The organism is Roseibium sp. Sym1, from assembly GCF_027359675.1.
In the GTDB taxonomy this organism is placed as follows: domain Bacteria; phylum Pseudomonadota; class Alphaproteobacteria; order Rhizobiales; family Stappiaceae; genus Roseibium.
Window position 1 is genome coordinate 6,015,053 of the sequence record NZ_CP114786.1, and the last position, 19,664, is coordinate 6,034,716.

The 19,664-nt window shown below is 61.1% G+C and carries 11 protein-coding genes; all 11 read right to left on the reverse strand.

Annotated elements, in window-relative coordinates:
• Positions 1 to 9: 9 nt before the first annotated feature.
• Positions 10 to 1,446, reverse strand: coding sequence for an MBOAT family O-acyltransferase (locus O6760_RS27855; protein WP_269582911.1), 1,437 nt, complete (start codon positions 1,444 to 1,446; stop codon positions 10 to 12).
• Positions 1,447 to 1,570: 124 nt separating this feature from the next.
• A complete protein-coding gene (locus O6760_RS27860; RefSeq protein ID WP_442969838.1) occupies positions 1,571 to 2,785 on the reverse strand; it encodes an AGE family epimerase/isomerase in 1,215 nt (404 codons plus the stop codon).
• A 27-nt stretch (positions 2,786 to 2,812) separates the two neighbouring features.
• Positions 2,813 to 4,153, reverse strand: coding sequence for a tetratricopeptide repeat protein (locus tag O6760_RS27865; protein ID WP_269582912.1), 1,341 nt, complete (start codon positions 4,151 to 4,153; stop codon positions 2,813 to 2,815).
• 134 nt (positions 4,154 to 4,287) lie between these two features.
• Positions 4,288 to 5,718 (reverse strand): phosphomannomutase, encoded by a 1,431-nt coding sequence (locus tag O6760_RS27870; RefSeq protein WP_269582913.1) that lies wholly within the window; start codon positions 5,716 to 5,718, stop codon positions 4,288 to 4,290.
• 35 nt (positions 5,719 to 5,753) lie between these two features.
• Positions 5,754 to 6,854, reverse strand: coding sequence for an alginate lyase family protein (locus tag O6760_RS27875; protein WP_269582914.1), 1,101 nt, complete (start codon positions 6,852 to 6,854; stop codon positions 5,754 to 5,756).
• Between the two features lie 72 nt (positions 6,855 to 6,926).
• Positions 6,927 to 9,773, reverse strand: a complete 2,847-nt coding sequence (locus tag O6760_RS27880; protein WP_269582915.1) for a tetratricopeptide repeat protein — start codon at positions 9,771 to 9,773, stop codon at positions 6,927 to 6,929.
• 40 nt (positions 9,774 to 9,813) lie between these two features.
• Positions 9,814 to 10,467 carry an alginate O-acetyltransferase AlgF gene (locus tag O6760_RS27885; RefSeq protein WP_269582916.1) on the reverse strand — a complete coding sequence of 218 codons (654 nt, stop codon included), beginning with the start codon at positions 10,465 to 10,467 and terminating at the stop codon, positions 9,814 to 9,816.
• 17 nt (positions 10,468 to 10,484) lie between these two features.
• Positions 10,485 to 11,915, reverse strand: coding sequence for an alginate O-acetyltransferase AlgX-related protein (locus O6760_RS27890; protein WP_269582917.1), 1,431 nt, complete (start codon positions 11,913 to 11,915; stop codon positions 10,485 to 10,487).
• On the reverse strand, positions 11,912 to 14,908 hold the full coding sequence (locus O6760_RS27895) for a tetratricopeptide repeat protein (RefSeq protein WP_269582918.1): 2,997 nt from the start codon (positions 14,906 to 14,908) through the stop codon (positions 11,912 to 11,914). The genes O6760_RS27890 and O6760_RS27895 overlap by 4 nt, the downstream gene beginning before the upstream one ends.
• Before the next feature lie 3 nt (positions 14,909 to 14,911).
• Positions 14,912 to 18,643, reverse strand: coding sequence for a right-handed parallel beta-helix repeat-containing protein (locus tag O6760_RS27900; protein ID WP_269582919.1), 3,732 nt, complete (start codon positions 18,641 to 18,643; stop codon positions 14,912 to 14,914).
• A gap of 29 nt (positions 18,644 to 18,672) precedes the next feature.
• Positions 18,673 to 19,647, reverse strand: a complete 975-nt coding sequence (locus O6760_RS27905) for an HlyD family efflux transporter periplasmic adaptor subunit (protein ID WP_269582920.1) — start codon at positions 19,645 to 19,647, stop codon at positions 18,673 to 18,675.
• Positions 19,648 to 19,664 lie beyond the last annotated feature (17 nt).

Here is a 19,664-nt window from a genome sequence, read left to right on the forward strand (position 1 = left end):
TCCGGGGCTTCAGAACTGGAAGTAAAGGAACGGCGTGTCGCTGTCGGCGACCAGCTTCAGGATGGCCAGGCCGCCGAGCACCGTGGCAACGAGTGCCATCGGCTGGGTGATCGGCGGATTGTCGATTTCCCCGCCCTTGACCAGCTCGTGTGTGCTTTTCAGCCGGAAGACCTGACGAAGCTGCCGTTCGCCAAGAGCGATAGCCACGCCGACCGCGAACAGGGCCAGCGAGAACCCGGTGAACTGCCAGGCATAGTCGCTTCTGAGCGCCAGGCCGTGGAACCCGAACATGCCCGACAGCATGTCCATGGCCTGCCCCATGGTTTCGGACCGGAAGAACACCCAGCCGATCACGAACACCAGGGTCGTCAGCAGCCAGTTGCCGACCCGGAAGGGAGCGCTGGCCTTGACGTTGAACAGACGCTCGATGATCAGCCAGAGCCCGTGCCACGCCCCCCAGACGATGAAGGTCATGTTGGCGCCATGCCACAGGCCGCCGAGCACCATCGTCGCCGCCAGGTTGACATAGGTCCGGCTTATGGAGATGCGGTTGCCACCCAGCGAAATGTAGAGGTAGTCGCGTAGCCAGGACGACAGCGAAATGTGCCAGCGGCGCCAGAAGTCGGTGATGTTGACCGAGGTGTAGGGCGCGTCGAAGTTTTCGACGAAGTAGAAGCCGACCATCATGGCCAGGCCGATCGCCATCGAGGAATAGCCTGAAAAGTCGAAATAGAGCTGGATCGAGTAGGCGATCGCGCCAAGCCAGGCTTCCGCCGCAGTCGGGTTCGGAATGGCGAACGCGGCGTCGGCGATAACGGCCGCGCTGTCGGCGATCAGAACCTTCTTGGCAAGGCCGGTCATGAACCGCACCGCGCCGTAATTGAATTTCGCAGGGTTGTGCGCCCGCGCGTAGAACTGCTCCTTGAGGTCGGCGAAACGCAGAACGGGGCCCGCGATCTGGTGCGGAAAAAACGCGATGAAGGCCGAGAAGTCGACAAAGCTGCGTGAAGGCGTCAGGTCGCGCCGGTAGACATCCACGAGATAACTCAGGTTATGGAAGATGTAGAAGGAGATCCCGATCGGCAGGATGACCTGCGGCAGAGCCCAGGCATAGGTCTCTCCACCGTTGAAGACATAGGAGACGCTGTCGGTGAAGAAGTTGAAATACTTGAAATAGAACAGCAGGCCGAGATCTGCGACCACCATGCCGGCGAGGATACTCAACCGGACACGGTCATTGTCCGATCTGAACATCTGCGCAACCGCGATGTAGTTCACCCAGGTGGTGAAGAACATCAGAAAGGCGAAGTCGATGCGCCACCAGGCATAAAACGCATAGGACAGAACCAGGATCACCCAGGAGCGAAACCTGTTCGGCGTCAGGTAGTAGCAGGCCAGGAACAGCGGCAAATAGGTGAAAATGAAAATGACCGAAGAAAACACCATGGCCTAACTCTTTCCAAAACAACCGGTTTTCCTGGATCAGATCCGGGAAGCGGAATTTTCAAATTCGGCGTATCTCAGCCCAGGAGAGGCCGGTGCCGGTCTTGTACGCTCGCGCAGGCGAGCCTCACGCCGATTTCTTCAGTCCCTCGGCCGCGAGCAGGTCAAGCGTGTCCCGTGCCTCATGGATGGCGCAGACGATGTGATAGAAGCTGCTTGCCGGGGCCGGTTCGTCGACAAAGGACCCGTCCGGTTTGAGCTTGTCGAACCAGAGGCCTCTCAGGGGCGTTTCGAAAAACTTGCCGAGTGCCTGGCAGGCCCTGACAGCTTCCCGCAGGTAGACCGACCGTTCCGCCATTCCGCTTTGCCGCGCCAGAATGCCGGCCGCCTTCAACCATTCGGTCTGCGGCCACAGCCGGGCGACCGGGTCCGAGACCGAGAAGTCGTCGTAAAGACCCATGAAGGCCACCTGCCGGTCTTCGCAGATGCCGTGGAACGTCCCGATTGCAAAAAGCCGTTTTGCCTTTTCCAGCGCGTCGGCACGCCCTCGGCTTTCCCCCCAGCGGCACAGGAGCCAGGCCCATTCGAACTGGTGACCGGGTTCGACAATCCTGCCCTTGTCGCCCTCGAAGGGGGCCCAGTCGTGATCGAAGAATTCCCGCAACGCGCCGGTATCCGCGTCTATGAACCGGGTCATGGCAAGCAGGGCAATCTCGTCCGCCAACGCGGTCCAGGGCGCAGGTTCGGCAGCGGCGGTTTCCCATGCCAGCGCGGCCTCGAACAGGTGCATGTGCGGGTTGGAACACAGCGGCAGCTTGACCGGCACCGCTTCCTCGAATCCCAGTTGGGGGTGCGCGTAAGTCGCCTTCAGCGCGGCCAGAAGCGCCCGCGCCTTTTCCTCCATCTCCGCCTGCCGCTCCGGAAACGCCGCGCCGAATTCAGCGAAGGCGAACAGGGCGAAGGCCTGGTTGTAGAGATCGAAGCCGTCGTCGATCAACTCTCCGTCCGGTGAAGCCAGATTGCCGTAGAAGCCATCCGAACGACGATAGACCTTCTCGAACAGGTCATAGGCATCCCGGGACGCGGTGCGCCAGTTCCCGGTCCAGCCGCGCGCGCCGGCCGCCGCGTAGCAGTAGATCTGCCGGGGTTGAACGCGGGCACGGCGATTGTCCGTGGTGCTCGGCTGTCCGTCCTGCCGGATCCTTTCCTGAAAACCGCCATGAACGGGATCACAGCCGGCATCAAGCCAGAGTGGGAGGGCGGCATTCGTCAGCCAGTCCTCCAGTTTTTCGACCTCCCGGCCGAACGCTACCGACTGCAGTTCACATTCTGAATCAACCACGGGCAATACTCCTGAAAATACAGATACCTACTGCTTTGTCTTCAGATAGGAGGACGCAAACGGATCGCCGCTCGCCGCAGCCATCTTGAGATATTTCAAGGCGGTGGCCTGGTCGGCTCCCCCGTTGCCGTTCTCAAAGAGATCCACACCGAGTTCGTACTGGGACTTGGTGTCGCCGGCATCGGCCGCCTTGCGCAGCCACTTGCGGCTTTCCGACACGCTTGCCGGCTTGGCACCCCCGATCGAATAGATCGAACTCAGCGCCCTCGCGGCGGAGACATTGCCTTTGTTGGCGGCGGACGCGACGGCGGAATAGAGCGTGTTTGCCGCTCCGCTGCCCGCGCGGGCGCGCTGCAGCCGCTTGATCATCACCTCAAGCGCTTCCGACTTGCCGCCGGAATAGGCCTTGACCAGATAGCCCGCGATCGCGTCGTCATTTCCGCCGGTCTCGATGAAGAGGTTCGCCAGAACTAGGGCGGCGTCCGCGTTGCCGTTGCGCGCCGACTGCTCGAGAGGCGCGATGATCGCCCGGCGCGCCTCCTCCGACTTGGCGGCGCGATATTCGCGCGAGATCCGGCCCTGGGGCAGGACATTGCTGATGCCGGCCGCCGAGGCGACTTCCTGCAGGTAGGCGCCGTCCTTGCTGCCGCCCGTCGTCCGGTAGACCCGCGCTGCCAGTTGCCCGGCGCCCTTTTTGTCCAGCCTGCGTGCCTGTTCCATCCAGGCATGTGCGATCCTGGTGTTCTGCCCTACGCCCTGACCAAGGTAGTACACCCGCGCCTGGCGGAGGGCCCGGTCGCTCTTCGAAATCCGGTCGTTCCTGGCGTAGTATTTGGCCGCGAGTTTGATATTGCCTGCCCTTTCGGCATTTTCAGCAAGCTCGCGGGAAGCTGTCGTGGAGCCCTTGCCGGCTGCCCTTTGCAGCCAGTAGCTTTCGGATTTGAACTCGGCACCGCGCACCTTGCCCTTGCCGACAAGGTCTGCCATCAGCAAGTTGGCCGAAACGCTCGATCCGCTGTTGGCGGCGGGAAGATAGACTTCCCTGGCAACCTTGTTCAGGTTCGACGGACGGTACTTGCCGTCGATCTGCCCCTTAATCAGCCGGTTCTGGGAAGAGGTGTCACCGGCCAGCGCCGCCTTTTCAAAGGCCTGATAGGCGCTGCGGGTCTTGCCGCGCTCCTGCAGATACTTGCCGTATTCACGGTTGTAGTGCTGGATATCGGCCTTGGACGTCGCCTTGCTGGCGGCGATCGCAAGAAGCTGTTCGGGACTGTTCGGCGTTTTCACGCCGGCCTTGCCGTGGGCGATGCTGATCTTGGCTTCCCGATAGGCAGAATCCGGATTGCCCTGACACGCTGCGAGCAGCATGCCGGCGCTTCCCAAAAACAAGACAAGCCAAGCGTTTGCTTTGATACGATTAGCCACTTCCCCACTCCAATCCCCAAAAGGTGTTCATTTCAGTTTGTTCTTCTCGGCGGTTCGCCCGCTCATGCCAGGACGCCTCACGCGGCCGCGTCCTGGTCGAAGGACACAAGCAGGCCGAGCCCGCGCTCCAGCAGGCGGTTGCATGTCTCGACGTCGGAAGCTTCCACGTAGCAGCGCATTTCCGGGGCATTCCCCGACGGCCGGAAATGCATGACCGAACCGTCTTCAAGGGTGATCCTCATGCCGTCGAGCGCGTTGACCGAGGCAGGCGTTCCGACCGGTTCGACAAAGCTGGCCACATTGCCCTCATCGGCTGAGAGCCAGGCCATGATCGCCGCGCTTTTTTCCTGCGGAAACTCCTGCAGCCTGTCGGCCGCCGTAGCGTTCAGTCCAAGCGACGCCGTGACCTTTGAGAGCGGCAGGCCGCTTTGAACCGTCGTCGCCAAAACGGCGAGGATGGGCAGGAAACAGTCGCGGGTCGGAAGCGGTGCCAAAACGCCGCCGGCAACCTCGAATTCCGATGCCGTCAGCGTTCCGCCATTGGCCTCGAAACCGACGATGCGGGCGTCGGCGGAGCCGGTTTCCGCGTCCATGCCGGAAATCACGAAGGGGGAGCCCACTTTGGTTCTCACCACCTTTCCGGAAATCTTCGCGTCGATGCCGGAGTTGGACGTGACCGGTGTCACCACCCGGTTGGCCTTGAGAAACAGGGCCACCAGAAGACCGCAGATATCGCCGTTGACCGGTTCCCCGGTTTCGTCGGCAACCAGCGGCCGGTCGCCGTCGCCATCCGCGGAGACGATGGCGTCAAGTTCATGCGCACGCGCCCATTCCCTCAGGGCGGCGCGTGTCTCGGCTGAGACGGCTTCCGTATCGACCGGGATGAATTCTTCGGAGCGGCCGAGGAGAACGGTCTGCGCGCCATAGAATTCGAGGATCTCGGCAAGCATGTCCCGGGCAACCGTCGAATGCTGGTAGACGCCGACCTTCAGCCCTTTCAGCGCTCCTTCGGCCAGGAGCGACCGGTTGCGCTGCAGAAACAGCGCGACAGCCTCGGCGCCGTGGTCTTCAGACGTTGCCTCCCCCTCCAGGCTCCCGGGGGCCTGAATGCCGTCGGCAAGTGCGGTTATCGCCTGCTCGTCCGCCTTGCCGATTTCACCGGTCGGCAGATAGAACTTGATGCCGTTCCTGTCCGCGGGAATATGCGATCCGGTCACCATCATGGAGGCGGCGCCGAGCTTTATCCCGTAAAAGGCCAGCGCAGGTGTCGGCAGGGTTCCGCAATCAACCGGGATCATCCCGGCCGAGCGGACCGCGCGCTTGACATTGGCCGCGATTGCCGGACTGGACTCACGGAAGTCGTACCCGATCAGCACCCGGCTGCCGGGACCGGCAAGACCTTCGTCCAGGAGGTATTTCGAAAATGCTGCGGCATAGACAAAGGACGGGCTGCCGACCAGATCGGCGGAAAGACCACGAAGACCGCTTGTGCCAAATTTCAAACTCACGGGAATCTCCTTAAACAATACACTGTGATTTCCGATCAGTTTCTGAAGTCGATGTTGTAGACGGCGCTGATGCGCCCGCCCAAAGACGACGAATACAGGGGGTCCACATAGAGCCCGCCGTATTTCGCCCGGTCTTCCGGGTATTTCATGAGATAGACTTCGAGCCAGGCGATCCGGTCTCCCCGGATCAGGCCGTTTTCCTCGCGCGGCAGCTTCACCTGCCGTTCGCCGCTGAGCTCTTCCATGCGGCTGGGATCGGCAATCGAATCGAGCGAAAAGCGGACGAGCCTTCGCAGCGCGTTGCCACACAGGGAATAGGCTTCATAGCCGTTGGCCTCGGTCAGGGACGCCAGCATGAGCAAGGGCGCCAGGGCATGGAGGTGGTAATCGCGGGCCTTCTTCCTGCGATCCAGCTCCAGAGGCAACGCGCCGTCTGCGGTCACCTGGCAGACGCCCAGCTTGTAGCTGTCATAACCGAATTCGAGCAGGTCCTTCCGGCCGACAGCCACACCGACGGCGGCCACTGCGAAGCCGCCCCAGTAGCGATGGTTCTGCCTGTTGGACCGGCGGTCGCCGGATTCGGTGTAAACGGGAATGGTGGCCTCGGCGAGCCGGACGAGCCACTTGTCGATTTCGGCGGTGTCGAAGTCCAGCAGCCGAACCGCTGGACGAACCTGCATGTACGCCACCGCGCTGCCCGCAATGATACGGGTCATGCTCAGGAAGGACTGCCGCGTTTTCAGATCCGACAGCGCGTCTGCCCGAGCCCAGAGATCCAGGGCCGCAAGAGCGCACGCGGCGTCGTCCAGCCGATTGCCGTCGGTCTGGGTGTAGTTGCTTGCGTTCTTGGTGACGAAGCTGAGATAAGCACGCGTATCCTTGATGGCGGCCTGGTACCGGCGCTTGTTGTCCGGATCGATGGTCGACCGGCTTTCATCCGCTGAACTGTAGATGCTGCCCAGTTCAAGCGTTCTGACCGGCTGGGGCAGTTTTTCTGAACAGCTTGTCTTGCCGTTATTGTCTTCCACACTGCGTGCGAGCGGAAACGGAACGCTGAACCCGCTCGCGGATGCCGAAGATCCCATCAGTGCCACCACTATGGAAAACATCATCAATTTCATTGATTTAAGCGTCATTTCTCTGCCTTGATCTCCTGCAATCCGTCCGGGTTACGCTCTTGTTCGGAGGTACGCGGCTTTCCTTTGCCCTCATTCAAGATCCTCGAGTTCCTTGTATTGGCCTTCCCAGTAGGAGGCCTTCTCGGGGTCAGCCGCCAGGCCGGGCACCCCGACCTTGTAGGCGACGGCCAGGTCGCGGGCGCCTTTCGGATTGCCCGCCTCCGCTGACTTTTCAAGCCAGTCCAGGGCGAGTTCGACATCCTTGGGAGCGCCATCGCCGAAGAAATAGGCCCGGTAGAGGCGGTACATGGCGTTCGGCTCTCCAGCCCGTGCTGCGAGAACAAGCCAATCAATGACCTTGGAATTGTCGGTATCACCCAAGCCGCCATCCAGATTGAGCCTGGCCAGCTTGAGAAGGTATTTCCCTGGCGATCTGACATCTTCGCCCAGGAAGCCGAGCAGTTCGGAGACTTCCTGGATATCAGAACCGATGGTTCCGTCGGCGATCTCGCTCAGCAGCTTGTTACCGGCTTCCTTGTCACCAAGATCGGCGAGCTTGCGGAGATATTCCTTTGCCTTTTCTGGCGAGGAATCGTTCCAGAAATCCTTCAGGTGCCCCTCTGCAAGATCTCGCAGAACCGAATTGCGGCCGAGCGCAAGCGCGCTCAAGAGATATTCCTCGGCGCGGTACCGTTCGTCGAGACCGTTGACGCCGTCCTGAAAGGCTGAGCCGATGGCATACAGGTCATCCGCATCCTGGTCGGCAATCTTGGTCGCCAGCGAAATCCAGTACTTGGCCATGGTGCCCGCCTGCGGATCGGGCAATGTCGAATAGACCCGGGCGACTGATACCATCTCGTCGACCGTACAGACCTCGCCTGAGGAGGAGATTTCGGCCATGGACTGCATAGCATCCGCGGCACCCGGGTCCAGCAACGCCAGCTTGGCCTTGAAATCGCCGTCAGCCGCCGCTTTTTCCAGCCAGCCTCGGCCGACCGACACGTCAAGGGAAAGATCGGACAGGAGGAGCTTGCCGAATTCGCGCTGCCCACGACTGTCCCCCATCTCGGCAATCGTGCGATAGAGCTCGGCCAGTTCCGCTTCCTTGGCGGTGCCGGCGTTCCGGAGCATCTCCGCCTTGGCGAGATAGGCTTCAGGCCCGCCGGTCTCCAGAAGCGGCTCCAGTTCCAGGATCTGTGCTTCCTTTTCCTCGACGGTTTCCGCGACTTCAAACCGGTTCCGCAGGATCGCGATCTTGGCCCTGATGCGCTGATCGGGATCTTTGAGATTGTCGACGAAATCCGTCAGGCGTTTGGCCGCCTCGACCTGTTCTTCGAAACCTTCAATTCCCTTTTCCCAGCGGGCAACTGCGTAACCGATTGCTGAAGGACTGCCTTTAAAGGCCGCCTGCTTGATGTAGGTTCGGCCTCGTTCGCGCTCGGTCTCGTCGGAACTTGCAAGCAGGTTGAGCCCGGAAATATAGATCGAGTTGACCCCTCCCAGGACAGCCGCCTGGTGCAGCCACTCGTTGGCCAGATTGACAGAGATCGGAACGCCCATGCCGCAGGAAAACATCCTGGCCAGCTTGGAGGCGCTGTCCGGATTTCCCGACTTTGCAGAAGACCTGAAATAGTCCAGGGCCTTCTCAAGCAACCTGGTGTCCTCGCGGCCGAGCTGCAAATAGATCTTGGCGATTTCGTTTGCCGCCTCGACCGAGCCGACATCGGCGGCATGCTGAAGAACACGAAGCGCGTAGCGAAGATCTCCCTCGCGGCCGATCTCCATCAGGTAACCGCCATACACCACCGGCAGGGAGTCCGAACGTCCCGGCTGTTTCAGGGCCTTTTCGAAATAGGATTTCGCCTTGGCTTCGTCCGGCTCTCCCCCGAATTCGCCGGAATAGATGCGGGCCAGCCATTCATCAGCCGCGTGCAGCCCCTGCGCGGAAGCCTGCTGGAAATATCGCTCCGCGAGGACAAGGTCGCGCTCCAGCGACACGCCCGTGACATAGGCTTTGCCCAAGCCGAACTGCGCAGACGCTATGCCACCATCCGCCGCCTGCTGGAGGTAGCGGAGCGACTTGGAAACATCTATCTGCTCGACCTGGTTGGACATGAACAGATCCGCCAGATAGTTGGCCGTTCGCGGGTCTCCCGTCTGGGCATATGCCTCGAGCCACTTGAGACCGGTGCTGACGTCCCGCTCCACCAGAACGCCACGCAGATATAAAAATCCGATGTCGTTGAGCACCGAGCAATCGCCTTCCTTGAGCTGCGCGACCATGTTCAAGAGCGCGCCCAGAACCGCGGTGCGTTTCTGCTCAATCGGGACATTCGGATCGACAACCAGAACCTGGGCATATTCGGCAAGCCCATCCGGATCGGCCGAAAGCGCGGACAGGCGCAGGTAATGTCTGGCCATTTCGGCATCGCGTGTTTCGGCGGGCCCGTCCTCACCGTAGAACTGCCCGAGCGCCAGGGCGGCACGGGCGTAGCCGCTGTCATAGGATTCAAGCAGATAGGCCTCCGCCCGTTGCAAGTCCTCGGACGTTTCGGCAGCGGCCTGAAGGGTGCGCGCCAGAGGCAGCAGGAACGACCGCCGTCTGTCGGGGTAGGTCTCCATGGCCGCTTCCAGAATGCGCAGGGCCGTTTCCGGGGACCGTGGCACCTGCTCGCTGCCACGCAGATACTCACGCGAAATCGCGATCGCGGCAGACGCTTCCACGCCCAGCTCTTCCCCGTCCCATGTCGTCCAGTCCCGGTCGAGCACAATCTGCTCGCGTTCCTCTTCCGGTTCGCAAATGGCCGCGTAATCCAGCTGGGGCGGTTCAAGAACAATGAGCGGATTCTCGGCCTGCACCCCATGGGCGCTGCAGGCCAGAATGGCCAATGCGGATACAGCCCCTGCCGTTTTTCTCCAACGAGTGATCTTTTTCATTTTTCTTGACCCCCAACCCGAACGGGTTTGTTTTCCCTGATTATTTGTCGAGCTCCGTCGCGGCGAGATAAGCGGTGATCCCCCCGGAGGTCTCCAGAACAACCACGTTCTGGCGCTTGTCCGCAGTCAGCGATACGGATTCCACTTCAAGCACCTGCTCACCGTCGGACGAGGCCAGAAGGCCGATATCGATTGCCGGCAGCTCCTTGCTCGACATTCCGCCGGGGGCGACCGCTTCGAACAGCGTGCGTTTGTCGCCTTTCAGCGCAAGCGCGAGATCGGCCGGCTGGCTGGCAAAGTTGTAGAATGTCAGCGCGGACTTGGATGGATTGTCGACGGCCTTGTCCTCGATCACGAGGATCGGCGCTCCCCCGGCGTTTTCAGCGCCCACGGCCACGGTGTAAAACTTGCCGGGCTCGAGAACAGCGTCGGTCGTCGTGATCCCGTCACCAATCGAATAGCTGCCGTTCTGGATGATGTGGTAGGCCGTGAGCGCCTTGCCGTCGACGCTGAATTTCTGGCCAGAGAAATCGACCACGAGCCCGTTCTTGAGCTTCGCGTTGACGAACCGCACCAGGCTCTTGTCCGCGGGAATTGGCGCTTCATACAATGCGTCTTCGGCGACGCTCCAGGTGGATGCACCAACGAGAGTGACAAAAATTGCAGCAGCCAGCGTGCTGAGTTTGGATAACATGTTCTAATCCTCGAAAACTAGTTGGATACCGGTTGTTCAGAAAAGACGTTTGGCGGAAATCGGCAGAGCTGCACCGCGCCTGATGTCAGGAGATCGTTCTCGACCTGAAGCGACACCTGTGCGGGCGTTGCATCCTTTTCTTCCGGAAACGTCTGATAGAATTCCCTCAAGCCGGTCACGCGAACGGGATTTGCAAAGCTGACAAGCTCTTCATCTCCGTCCGCATACCGGTAGGAAATGCGGAAGCCGGTCAGTGCCGCGTTTGAAAAACTGAACCGGAGGTAATAGTTGCCGGGGGCGTCCCCTGTCTCCGGAAACGAGAAGGAAAACCGCGAACCTTCATCGAACGTGCCGGACGCAATTTCCAGGTCGGCGGAACACTGACCCAAAATGGCCGGCACTATGGCCCTGCTGACAACGTTGAGTTCTTTCAGAATCTCGCGCAGGTCTGAGTATTCCCAGAGCAGGATCTTCGGTTTCCTGGCCAATCCACTCGACTTCTGCGTCCAGCCGTATATCGCTTCCGTGAGGCCCCCACCCGCAACGGCAAAGTTGGACACGTCCTGCTGCAAATACTCCCTGAGGTACCCAGCAAAGTTGTAGTAGAGCGCTTCATCCGTGTAGGACGTGCCGACGATATGCAGCAGTTCACGCTCCGGCTCCGCGTTTTCGTCCGCGAAGAGTGAATCCAGCGTGTCCAGTTCCTGAACCGTCTTGAAGGTCTTCAGCACATCCGGCGGTATCTTGTCCTGGCAGACTTCGTTCAGCGCCTTGGTCAGGTTGCCGCGCACCAGAACCTCTTCACCGGAGGGACGTGTCTGAAAGGTGACAGGATTGGAAGTGTCCGGTGCGAGCTCCCTGATCTTGTCAGCGACCGCCTTTGCCACCAGTTGTGCACCGGCCGGCTTCCAATGCACATCTCCCGGAAACGCGTAGCTGCTGGCGTCAAAGTCCGGGTTGTCCAGCAAAATCCGGTTGATGTCGACCACGTCGATGCCCGATTGCCGGAGCGTGTCGACAAACGCGCTGAACTGGCCTGCCGAAAAGTCCGCATCGTAGATCATGTCGGGCAGCAGGCCGTTGTTCGGAATCTTGTCCCGCCCGACAATTCCCCTCGGGATCATCGGCATCAGGATCAAATGAATGTCGTGATAGGCCAGCGCGTCATTGACCCGCTTGAACGCCTCAAGGCTCTCCTCGGAAATCTCGAACAGGTTCTCCAGATCGCTTTTGCGGAAGAACCAGCCGTCATAGCCTTGGTAGAGTTTCACTCCGATGGTCGATTTGGGTGACTTTTCCTGGAGATTTTCACAGCGGTAAAGCACCCTCTCCTCGCCGGCAGTTTCCCCGGCAATGCTGCCGGTCGCCGTGAAGGCGGAAAGCGAAACCAGCGCGAGGCCGGCAGCAATCCGGGAAACGCCTTGCCGTTTCAATACCCATCCGGTCATGTCGCGTCCTCGCCTCGGTCTTCCTGCAGGTAGATGTTTCTCAGCCGGCGGGCGAACTGGCTTCCGAGCGCTTCCGCCCTGTCGAGAAGCTGGCCGATTTCTTCGCGATGGTCTTCCTTGGAACGATTGCGCAACAGCACCGCCTTGCGGATGATCATGTCGGGGACATCTGCGGCAACGAGTGCATCCAGCCATTCTTCCGCCTGCGGGTTGTCGGTCGTCGGGTTCTGGACGAAGTAGTAGTAGTAGAGCTGGATCATCGCTTCGGAGCTGCCACGCGCGGCTGCACGCTCCAGCCAGGCGAGACCTTTCTCGGCATCCCGGGCCGCCCCCGCCCCCGCGATGTAACTGCGGCCGAGCTCCGTCATTGCGGTGACCGAGCCGCTGGTCGCGGCACGCGCATAATGGGCAAAGGCGCGCGATTCATAGACGCGGCTGCTGGGACCCTTGGAATAAAGGCGTGCCAGGGACAAGGCGCTGCGGTTTGATCCGATAAAGGCCAGGTCCCGGTAAATGGTCATGGCCCTGTTCCGGTCGGGTTCGACCCCCTCGCCGTAATAATAGGTGTTGGCGATTTCGAACAACGCGGATTCGTTGCCGAGTTCCGCGGCCTCCCGGATCAGTTCTTCCGCCTTTGACGCATCCTTGTCGCGATATTTTCCGCGCACATATTGCCGGGCAATGAACATGCGCAAGTTGCCGTTCCTCGGCATGAACGGCAGCATGTCCTCTACCGTGTCGATCAAGTAGCGGTAATTGTTTTCGCCGACCGCATGAATATCGACGTCACGGGCGACACGCGTCAGCGGACCACCGCGGCCACGCTCCGCGAACACGCGGCACCAGTCGACGACTTTCCGGAAACTGAGTGCTTCCGTGCGTGGCCATTTCTGGCGCAACTGGAAGGCCAGTTCGATTGCATCGACCTGGCGTGTGTCGGCGATCCTTGCCAGCACACCCAGAACCGGCTCGACCGTTTCAAGAGCCAGGTCGTCCTTGCGGGCATAATCGTCGATGAACCCCAAGAGGGTCTTGTTGTCGCCCTTGAATTCCAGAATGATCTCGCGCATCTGGACGTAGGCGTCGACTTCCGAAATCCGGCCGAGCTGCATGGCCACCTTTGCGCGCAGGAACCGGGCAGGTGGAACGGTGTCCATTTCAGGAGCGTCGAGAAGCTGGAAGGCCTTCTTGAAATCCCCGAGCGTGTAGCTGATCCGCGCAAGGAACACGATGTCCTCGGGCGAGAGCGTTCTGGTATCGAACCGGTCATAAGCTTCGGAAAGCGCAACGAGCTTTTCCCTGCTCTGCGTCTGGAGGGCATATTCGGCCGCGTTGGAACCCGCCGACAGGTAACCTTGATTGAGAGCCTGCAATAGCAGGGCAAAGCCCTGTTCCGGCTCCGGCGTGATGCGCGGCCCTCCACTCAGGAGCAACTTGCCGTATTCTCGCATGGCCCAAACGCTGCCGCGATCCACCAGGCTGCGCACCAGGGCGTGGTATTCGGCGTGGTTGCGGAAAACTTCAAGATCCTCGCGCATGAGCTTGGCGATTTGCTCATGCAGATGCGTGGTCTTGTCTTCGTCGCCCGCGGCAAGCGCCAGGAGTTCCTCGTAGTATTTCCGCGCCTTCAGCCTGTCTGCAGGCACCAGGCGGCCATCCCGGTAGATTTCCGCCAGCACGGATCCGGCGGTGATGCTGCCGCCGATATAGGCGTCTTCCAGTTCCGAAACGAGCGTTTCCGCGGGCAGCGGAAAATCCGCGGGCGACGTGTAATAGCCGGCACGGTCGGCCTGCATGATGATCCGTCCGATCCGCGTAATGGCGCGACCGTCTCCGCGTTCGCGGGCATCCAGGTAGAGCGGCAGCGCGTAACGCGCGGTCAGCGCATTGGAGAGGTTCATCCTGGAAAAGCGATCGGCAATCTCCAAGTGATCCTCGCCGACCTCGGACATCTGCGCCTGCATGCGTTCCATCGCGGCGACAGCCCTTTGCAGATCCCTTTTGACGTGGACCCCCTGGTAATAGAGTTTCGCGATCAGGTAGTTGGCGCGGAAGTTCTCAAGCTCGTCCAGGCGTTCGACGGCCCAGAGTGAATCCTCCTGATCGAAGCCGAAAACGTTGTTGTCGACGAGATCGAGAGCAACCACTTCCATCGCCCGGTCCGAACCGGCGGCCACAAGCTGCCAGATTATGTCCCTGAACTTGTCCGCTCCGATCCCGTCGAGCCGCTCCTGGCTGGCGTTGACGATGGACATGACCGTGTCGGAGCCGCTGTTGGCAGCCAGGTTCAGCAGTGACAGCAACGTTTCGGGGTGCTCTTCGGCATCGATGCTGTCCGCGTAGCGCCGTGCAAGCTTGATGACGGAACTGTCGCTGTCGATGATTTCGATGTTGGCGAGATAGAGCATCTGGCTGCGCACGACGTCGGCTTCCCGGGAGCCCTGACGTCGAAGCAGCAGCAGAAGGTCCAGCGTGGCATCGAGAGATCCTTCGGCCATGTCGCTGCGGAGGGTCTGCTCGATCTCCGCATCGTCCAAAGCAGGCAAGATCTGCGGGGCCGCGGGGACCGCGGGCGCCTGCCCTGTCGCAACCAGAACCCGTTCAAGGTCCGCAACTTCTGCCTGATGAGCGTCACCGCCGAAGCGGACCAGCAGATCACGCAACTCCCGCACCGCCTTGAGCCGCGTCCTGTCGTCGTCGAGGCCGACAAGTTCACGATAGATCTCGACCGCCCGTCCGGGCGCGGAAACGCGGATCGGGTTTGTCTTGCCGGTGATCAGGCCGTCGACGAGGAACCGCGCATAGTCAAGCCGGTCCTCGGGATCTGTCGCCAACTCGAACCGCTCGAGCGTCTTGTCCTGTTCCTCGAAGGCCGATGCGGTACGGCGCTCGATCTGCCGGGGCATGTCGGACGCAAACACCGGTGAAGTCGAGGCCGGTAGAAGGATGGCGGCCGACAGCAGCAGCAGGGAAAGGGAGCGTGTGTGCTTCATCGGTTACTCCACGCCAGCTGAATTGAAGGAATTGGCTTGCGGTGTGCCCGCGACATCGACGCAGAAGTTTTCCGCGGCATCCGCGCCCCGATAAGGCGCCTGCGCCACGTGTGAGTAGATGATGCCCTTCTGGAACAGGGAGCAGCTCTTCTCGATCGTGATCTTCGGAACACAGGCGGAGCGCACCTGCACGCCGTTGCTCATGCTGCGGGAAACCACGTCTATCGCCAGCGGTTTGATGTCGCCGCTCGCGTATTTAGGGGCCTGGTCGATGAACCGGTTCTGGAAGTACATGCCTTCCGTTGCGCCGCGGATGGCGACACCGACCGCATTGTCGCTGATCTGGTTTCGCACGGCCGAGAGGGTCGCAACAGGCAGGAACGGGTCCTTCTTGAAATTGCGGAATTCGCTGGCATCGGCGGCGCGAAGGTTGTCGATATAGGCCTCGACACCCGCAGCGCGGTTGCCCGCAACGATGTTGTTGGCGACATGGACGTCCCAGGAATTGCGGATCTTCACGCCTGCACGCCGGTTGCCCGCGAAATAGTTGCTGTCCACGAGGACGCACGGGCTTTCCATCGCGGCGAAGCCATCGCCCTTGTTGTGGCTGGCATCATTCGCGAACACGATCGTGCCGAAGCTCATGCGGTCGAGCATGATGCCCGAGCCCTTGTTCTCAAAGGACAGGTTTCCGACGATGTAGCTGTCATCGACCTCGCGCGAGATGATGATGCCGTGCTTCTTCTGCGTTCCGTAGGCCGCGTTGTAGGCCATCATCAGGTTGTAGGACCAGTCGTGCGGGTCCAGACCGTAGATGACACCGTTCACCAGCTCGTTGCCGACATAGACAACGTCCTCGGCCTCGTAGGTGTAGAAGCCGTAATAGAGGTTGTCGAAGGAGTTGTTGATGAACGTTCCGGTCGGCGGTTCCGAGTGCAGGCGTTTTGACACCGCATCGGAAGGGCCCGCCGACAGGGACAGGCCATAGGTGCGTCCGCCGGCATAGCCGAGCGCCACGAAATGTGACGAGCTTGCGAAGGTCCGGCTGTTGCTCCAGGAAAGCAGGAACGGACGGAACATCGGCTTTTTGCCGCCGTCGGTGACGAAACTCGGTTTTCCGGTCTCTTCGTCGAAAGACGACACGGTGACGCGGTCGACAAAGAGGCGGCCGCTGTTGACAAGGAAGGCACCCTTGTTCGTGTTGAGCCGGAATTCCTTGATCTCCAGCCCGCTCAGGATCAGTTCGGCGCCTTCGTTGATCGCGAGCGGCACATTCAGCGTCACGATCCCGTCTTCAAAGGTGATGGCATCCGGATCGCTGGCCTGGATCTGGGAAACAAGCTCGCTCGCAGTGAGAACACCTTGCGAGATGAAGATGATGCGCGGTGTCGAACTGCCCGTGTTCAGAAAGACGTATTCACGGGCGCCGAGGTTGATCAGCCCGTCATAATGCTCCGAGGAAAACCTGACCAGGCGGGTCGCACGGGTCTCGCCGCGTTTCGCAATGCTGGCGAGTGCGCCAAGGAGGTTGCGGTGTTCCGGCACGGGCACACTGGACGTCACCGCCTCGGGCCCGGTCAAAAGGTTCGGCATGAACGGAGTTCTTGTTCCGGAAAAGTCGCTGTCGCCGCTGGTTTTCAACGTAAGGCGACCGTCGCTGGCCACACCGTTCGGACTGAATTCGGGCACCATTGGACCGGCCGCTTCCGTGCGCACGGCCCCGTTGAGCCATCCCTTGCTGTCCAGCACGTCCGCCCGCGCGGCCGCCAGCCGGTGAAAGGCCCTGACCCGGTCCAGGTAATCGGGGACCTCCTTCAGCATGCCGGTCATTTCAGAGGCGCCGTTGAAAACAGCACGCGCTTCGAGCAGACCGCGTTTCTCCGTCTCCGTTTCAGCAACCCCGACATCCAGCTTCTCACCTTTGGACGCGAGATAGCGGGCATAGCGGACAAGGGTCTGGCCGCGCGGGATCGCCTCTTCGTCGACATCGCCAATGGACGCTCCAAGGAGATCCTTGATGTGGGACGGAGCCAGCGACGGCAGAAGTGCTTCGATCCCCGCGGCGACCGCGGCCCCTTTCGGGCCGGTGACGTCAAAGGCAGGATTGGCCGTTACCCCGAGCGCGACCACCTGGCGCAGGACCGGGTCGGTCTCGCTGGCAACAAAATCTGCAAGGACTTTTCTATGTGCCCTGTAATGCCACAGGCGCTCTGCCACTTTCGCCAGGAGGTCCAGATCTTCGGCCGGCGCCGAGCCGGCGTCTCCCGGGACAAGCTTTCCGCCGATCAGATCGGCCGCCGCCGAAAGTGCGCCCGAGCTGCCGGAGGGTACCGCAATCGGAGCAGCGCCTACCGGCCTGTCGACCGGCCCGGCGAAAATCCTGCGGATCGAGCCGCGCAGCTTGGCGCGTTCGCCCAGGGCCGCCGTACCGGGCAAGGCCTCGACGAGGCGATCGATCCGGGCATTGTCGGGCACCGTCTCCAGCGCGGCGAAAAGGGACGACATGTGGACATCATCGAGACTGATGCTGCCGGCGGAGACTGCGGCGGCAACCTCGTCGGCAAGCAAGGCTACATAGGTTCCGTAACCGTGGTCGGCAAAACTCTCGATGAGAGCAAGATAGACCGGCAACACGTCTTCCGGTCCAAGCGGGAGATTGTTCAGTTTCTGGAATGCCAGCAGCGGACGGCCGGCACCAATGTCTTCTCCCAGGGACTGCTCCAGGAGCTTTTTGCGCGCGGTGCGGTCCTGCTGGGCGGCATACACCAGTTCGAAGGCCACAAAATTCGCGGTTGCCGAGGCTCGTTCGAACAGATCCCCCGCCAAATCCGTGGGCGGCGCACCGGACACCATCTGAACACCATGGATCCAGGCCTGAAGCGTGGTTCGGCGCGCGCCTTCCGCCGTTTCGAGCTGACCCACCAGGTAGGCCGGGTCCAGTTTGGTGAAGGCGAGCCTTGACAGCTCTACCTTTTCAGATACCGGGGCGTTGGTCAGAACCTCGCCCAAGGCCCGCATGACTTCCGGTGCGTTCAGCAGACTCGCCTTTTGGGCGGCTTCGCCGACGAGCTCGCGCCGTTCGGCCGCAGTCTCCAGAAGACCAAAATAATAGGGAACGAAATCCGCATAGGTTTCCGCAGCCAGATCGACAAGACCGTCTTCTGCGAACCGTGCTGCCAGTTCGATGGCAAGCCGTGCGGCTTCGATATCACCCAGATAGTCCAGGATCAGCGCGTAGCTGACTTTCAGCCGCTCGATTCTATCCTCCGCGAACAGAGCTCCGTCGGACTCGACCAGGACGGCGAGCGCGGCCTTGCCCGCGGCGTCGGCCGTCAGGTCGTTCGCTAGCAGATCAGCATGGATCTGTGCCGCTGCCGCGGCGAGCTCGCTTTGCAGGCCCACACCGGCAAGCTGCGAGGCGCGTTCCAGACTTTCAATACGCGCGACCTCGCGGAAAATCTCGAAATAGGCGTCAAACCCTTGTTGTGTCGGATCTTCCTGCAACACCTTCCAGCGCGCGATCGCGACCTCGGCGCCGAATTTGAGGTTGTCGACCGTGACATCCTTCTCCGTCGGCGCAAGCTGGCGCCGCCCGGGCAGCAGCTCGTTTTCGGTGAGCTCCTGGGCAAACGCAGACCCGTCCGCACCGAGCGGCAAATATCCCGGCAGCCCGCAGGCGCATGCCGCAAAGGTGCATCCAAGGAGCAAAGCCCGATATGCAGTCGAAAATGCCATGTGACCGTTAAACCTCAACACGCTTTCCCTCAGCTCCCTGCCCGGTATGGCCAGAGCATCCGGTTGTCCCAGAAAGGCCGTTTGAACTGGACGACAAGAGGTTCGCCATCCGGCACCTCTTCATCCTCGGGAAGCTGAAACTCGATTTCCGCGAGCACGGTTCCGGTCTCGTCCGAAACCAGTTGGTTGCGGCTGGCATAGCGGCCGTACGAGCCGGGGATCGTTATCGTTTTGCCCGAAAGCGTGAAGGTGACTGTCACTTCCGGGGCTCCCAGGGCCGCCACGATCTCTTCCGGCCTGACGAACGCGGCGACATAAGGCCTGGCGTCTTCCTCGGACACCCGCACCAGCGCCTGCCCCTTGCGCACGAAGTCGCCATTGCTGACCGCAACGCTCGAGACGACACCGTCCGTCGTCGCCTCCAGGAACTTGGCGTGGCCCGTCGGCGTCTGGAGGGCGGCAAACATTTCGCCGTCCGCGAGGTTGCCCTCGTTTTTCAGGTAGGTCACTTCCCCGGTCGTATGTGCCTCCAGCGGCGCGCCGGGAAAGGCGACATAGGCAAGCTGAGCCGTGATGGTCGCGCTCTTCTGGGTGAGCAGGAACGAGATCAGCACGATCATGGCAACGGCAACCGTTCCAAGCATGGCGATCTTGCCAAGCTGCAGAACTCCGGACCGCCTGCGTTCCGAAACGACGGCCTGATCGTCGAATTCGGCGGCAAAGGACGAGGCCGCTCCGATCCGCCATTTCAGCACGCTGGCGACCCGCTTGAGTTCGGATTTCGGTCCGGTGAAGACAAGGCGCATTTGCTCGTCGGCGCGCTCCGCGCGGATCTGTGCCCGGCCCTTCCAGACATAGTCCGCGCGGTGGACCTCGATATCGGCCTCGCCCTGGTAGCCGATGAGCGCCGGCTCGAGCGGCACGACGAGGGCACCCGCGGCGACGCCAAACAGGGGCAGCCGCGCACCGTCGATCTCAATGGCTGTATCCGAACCGAAATTCATTTCCAAAGCGCCTTTCC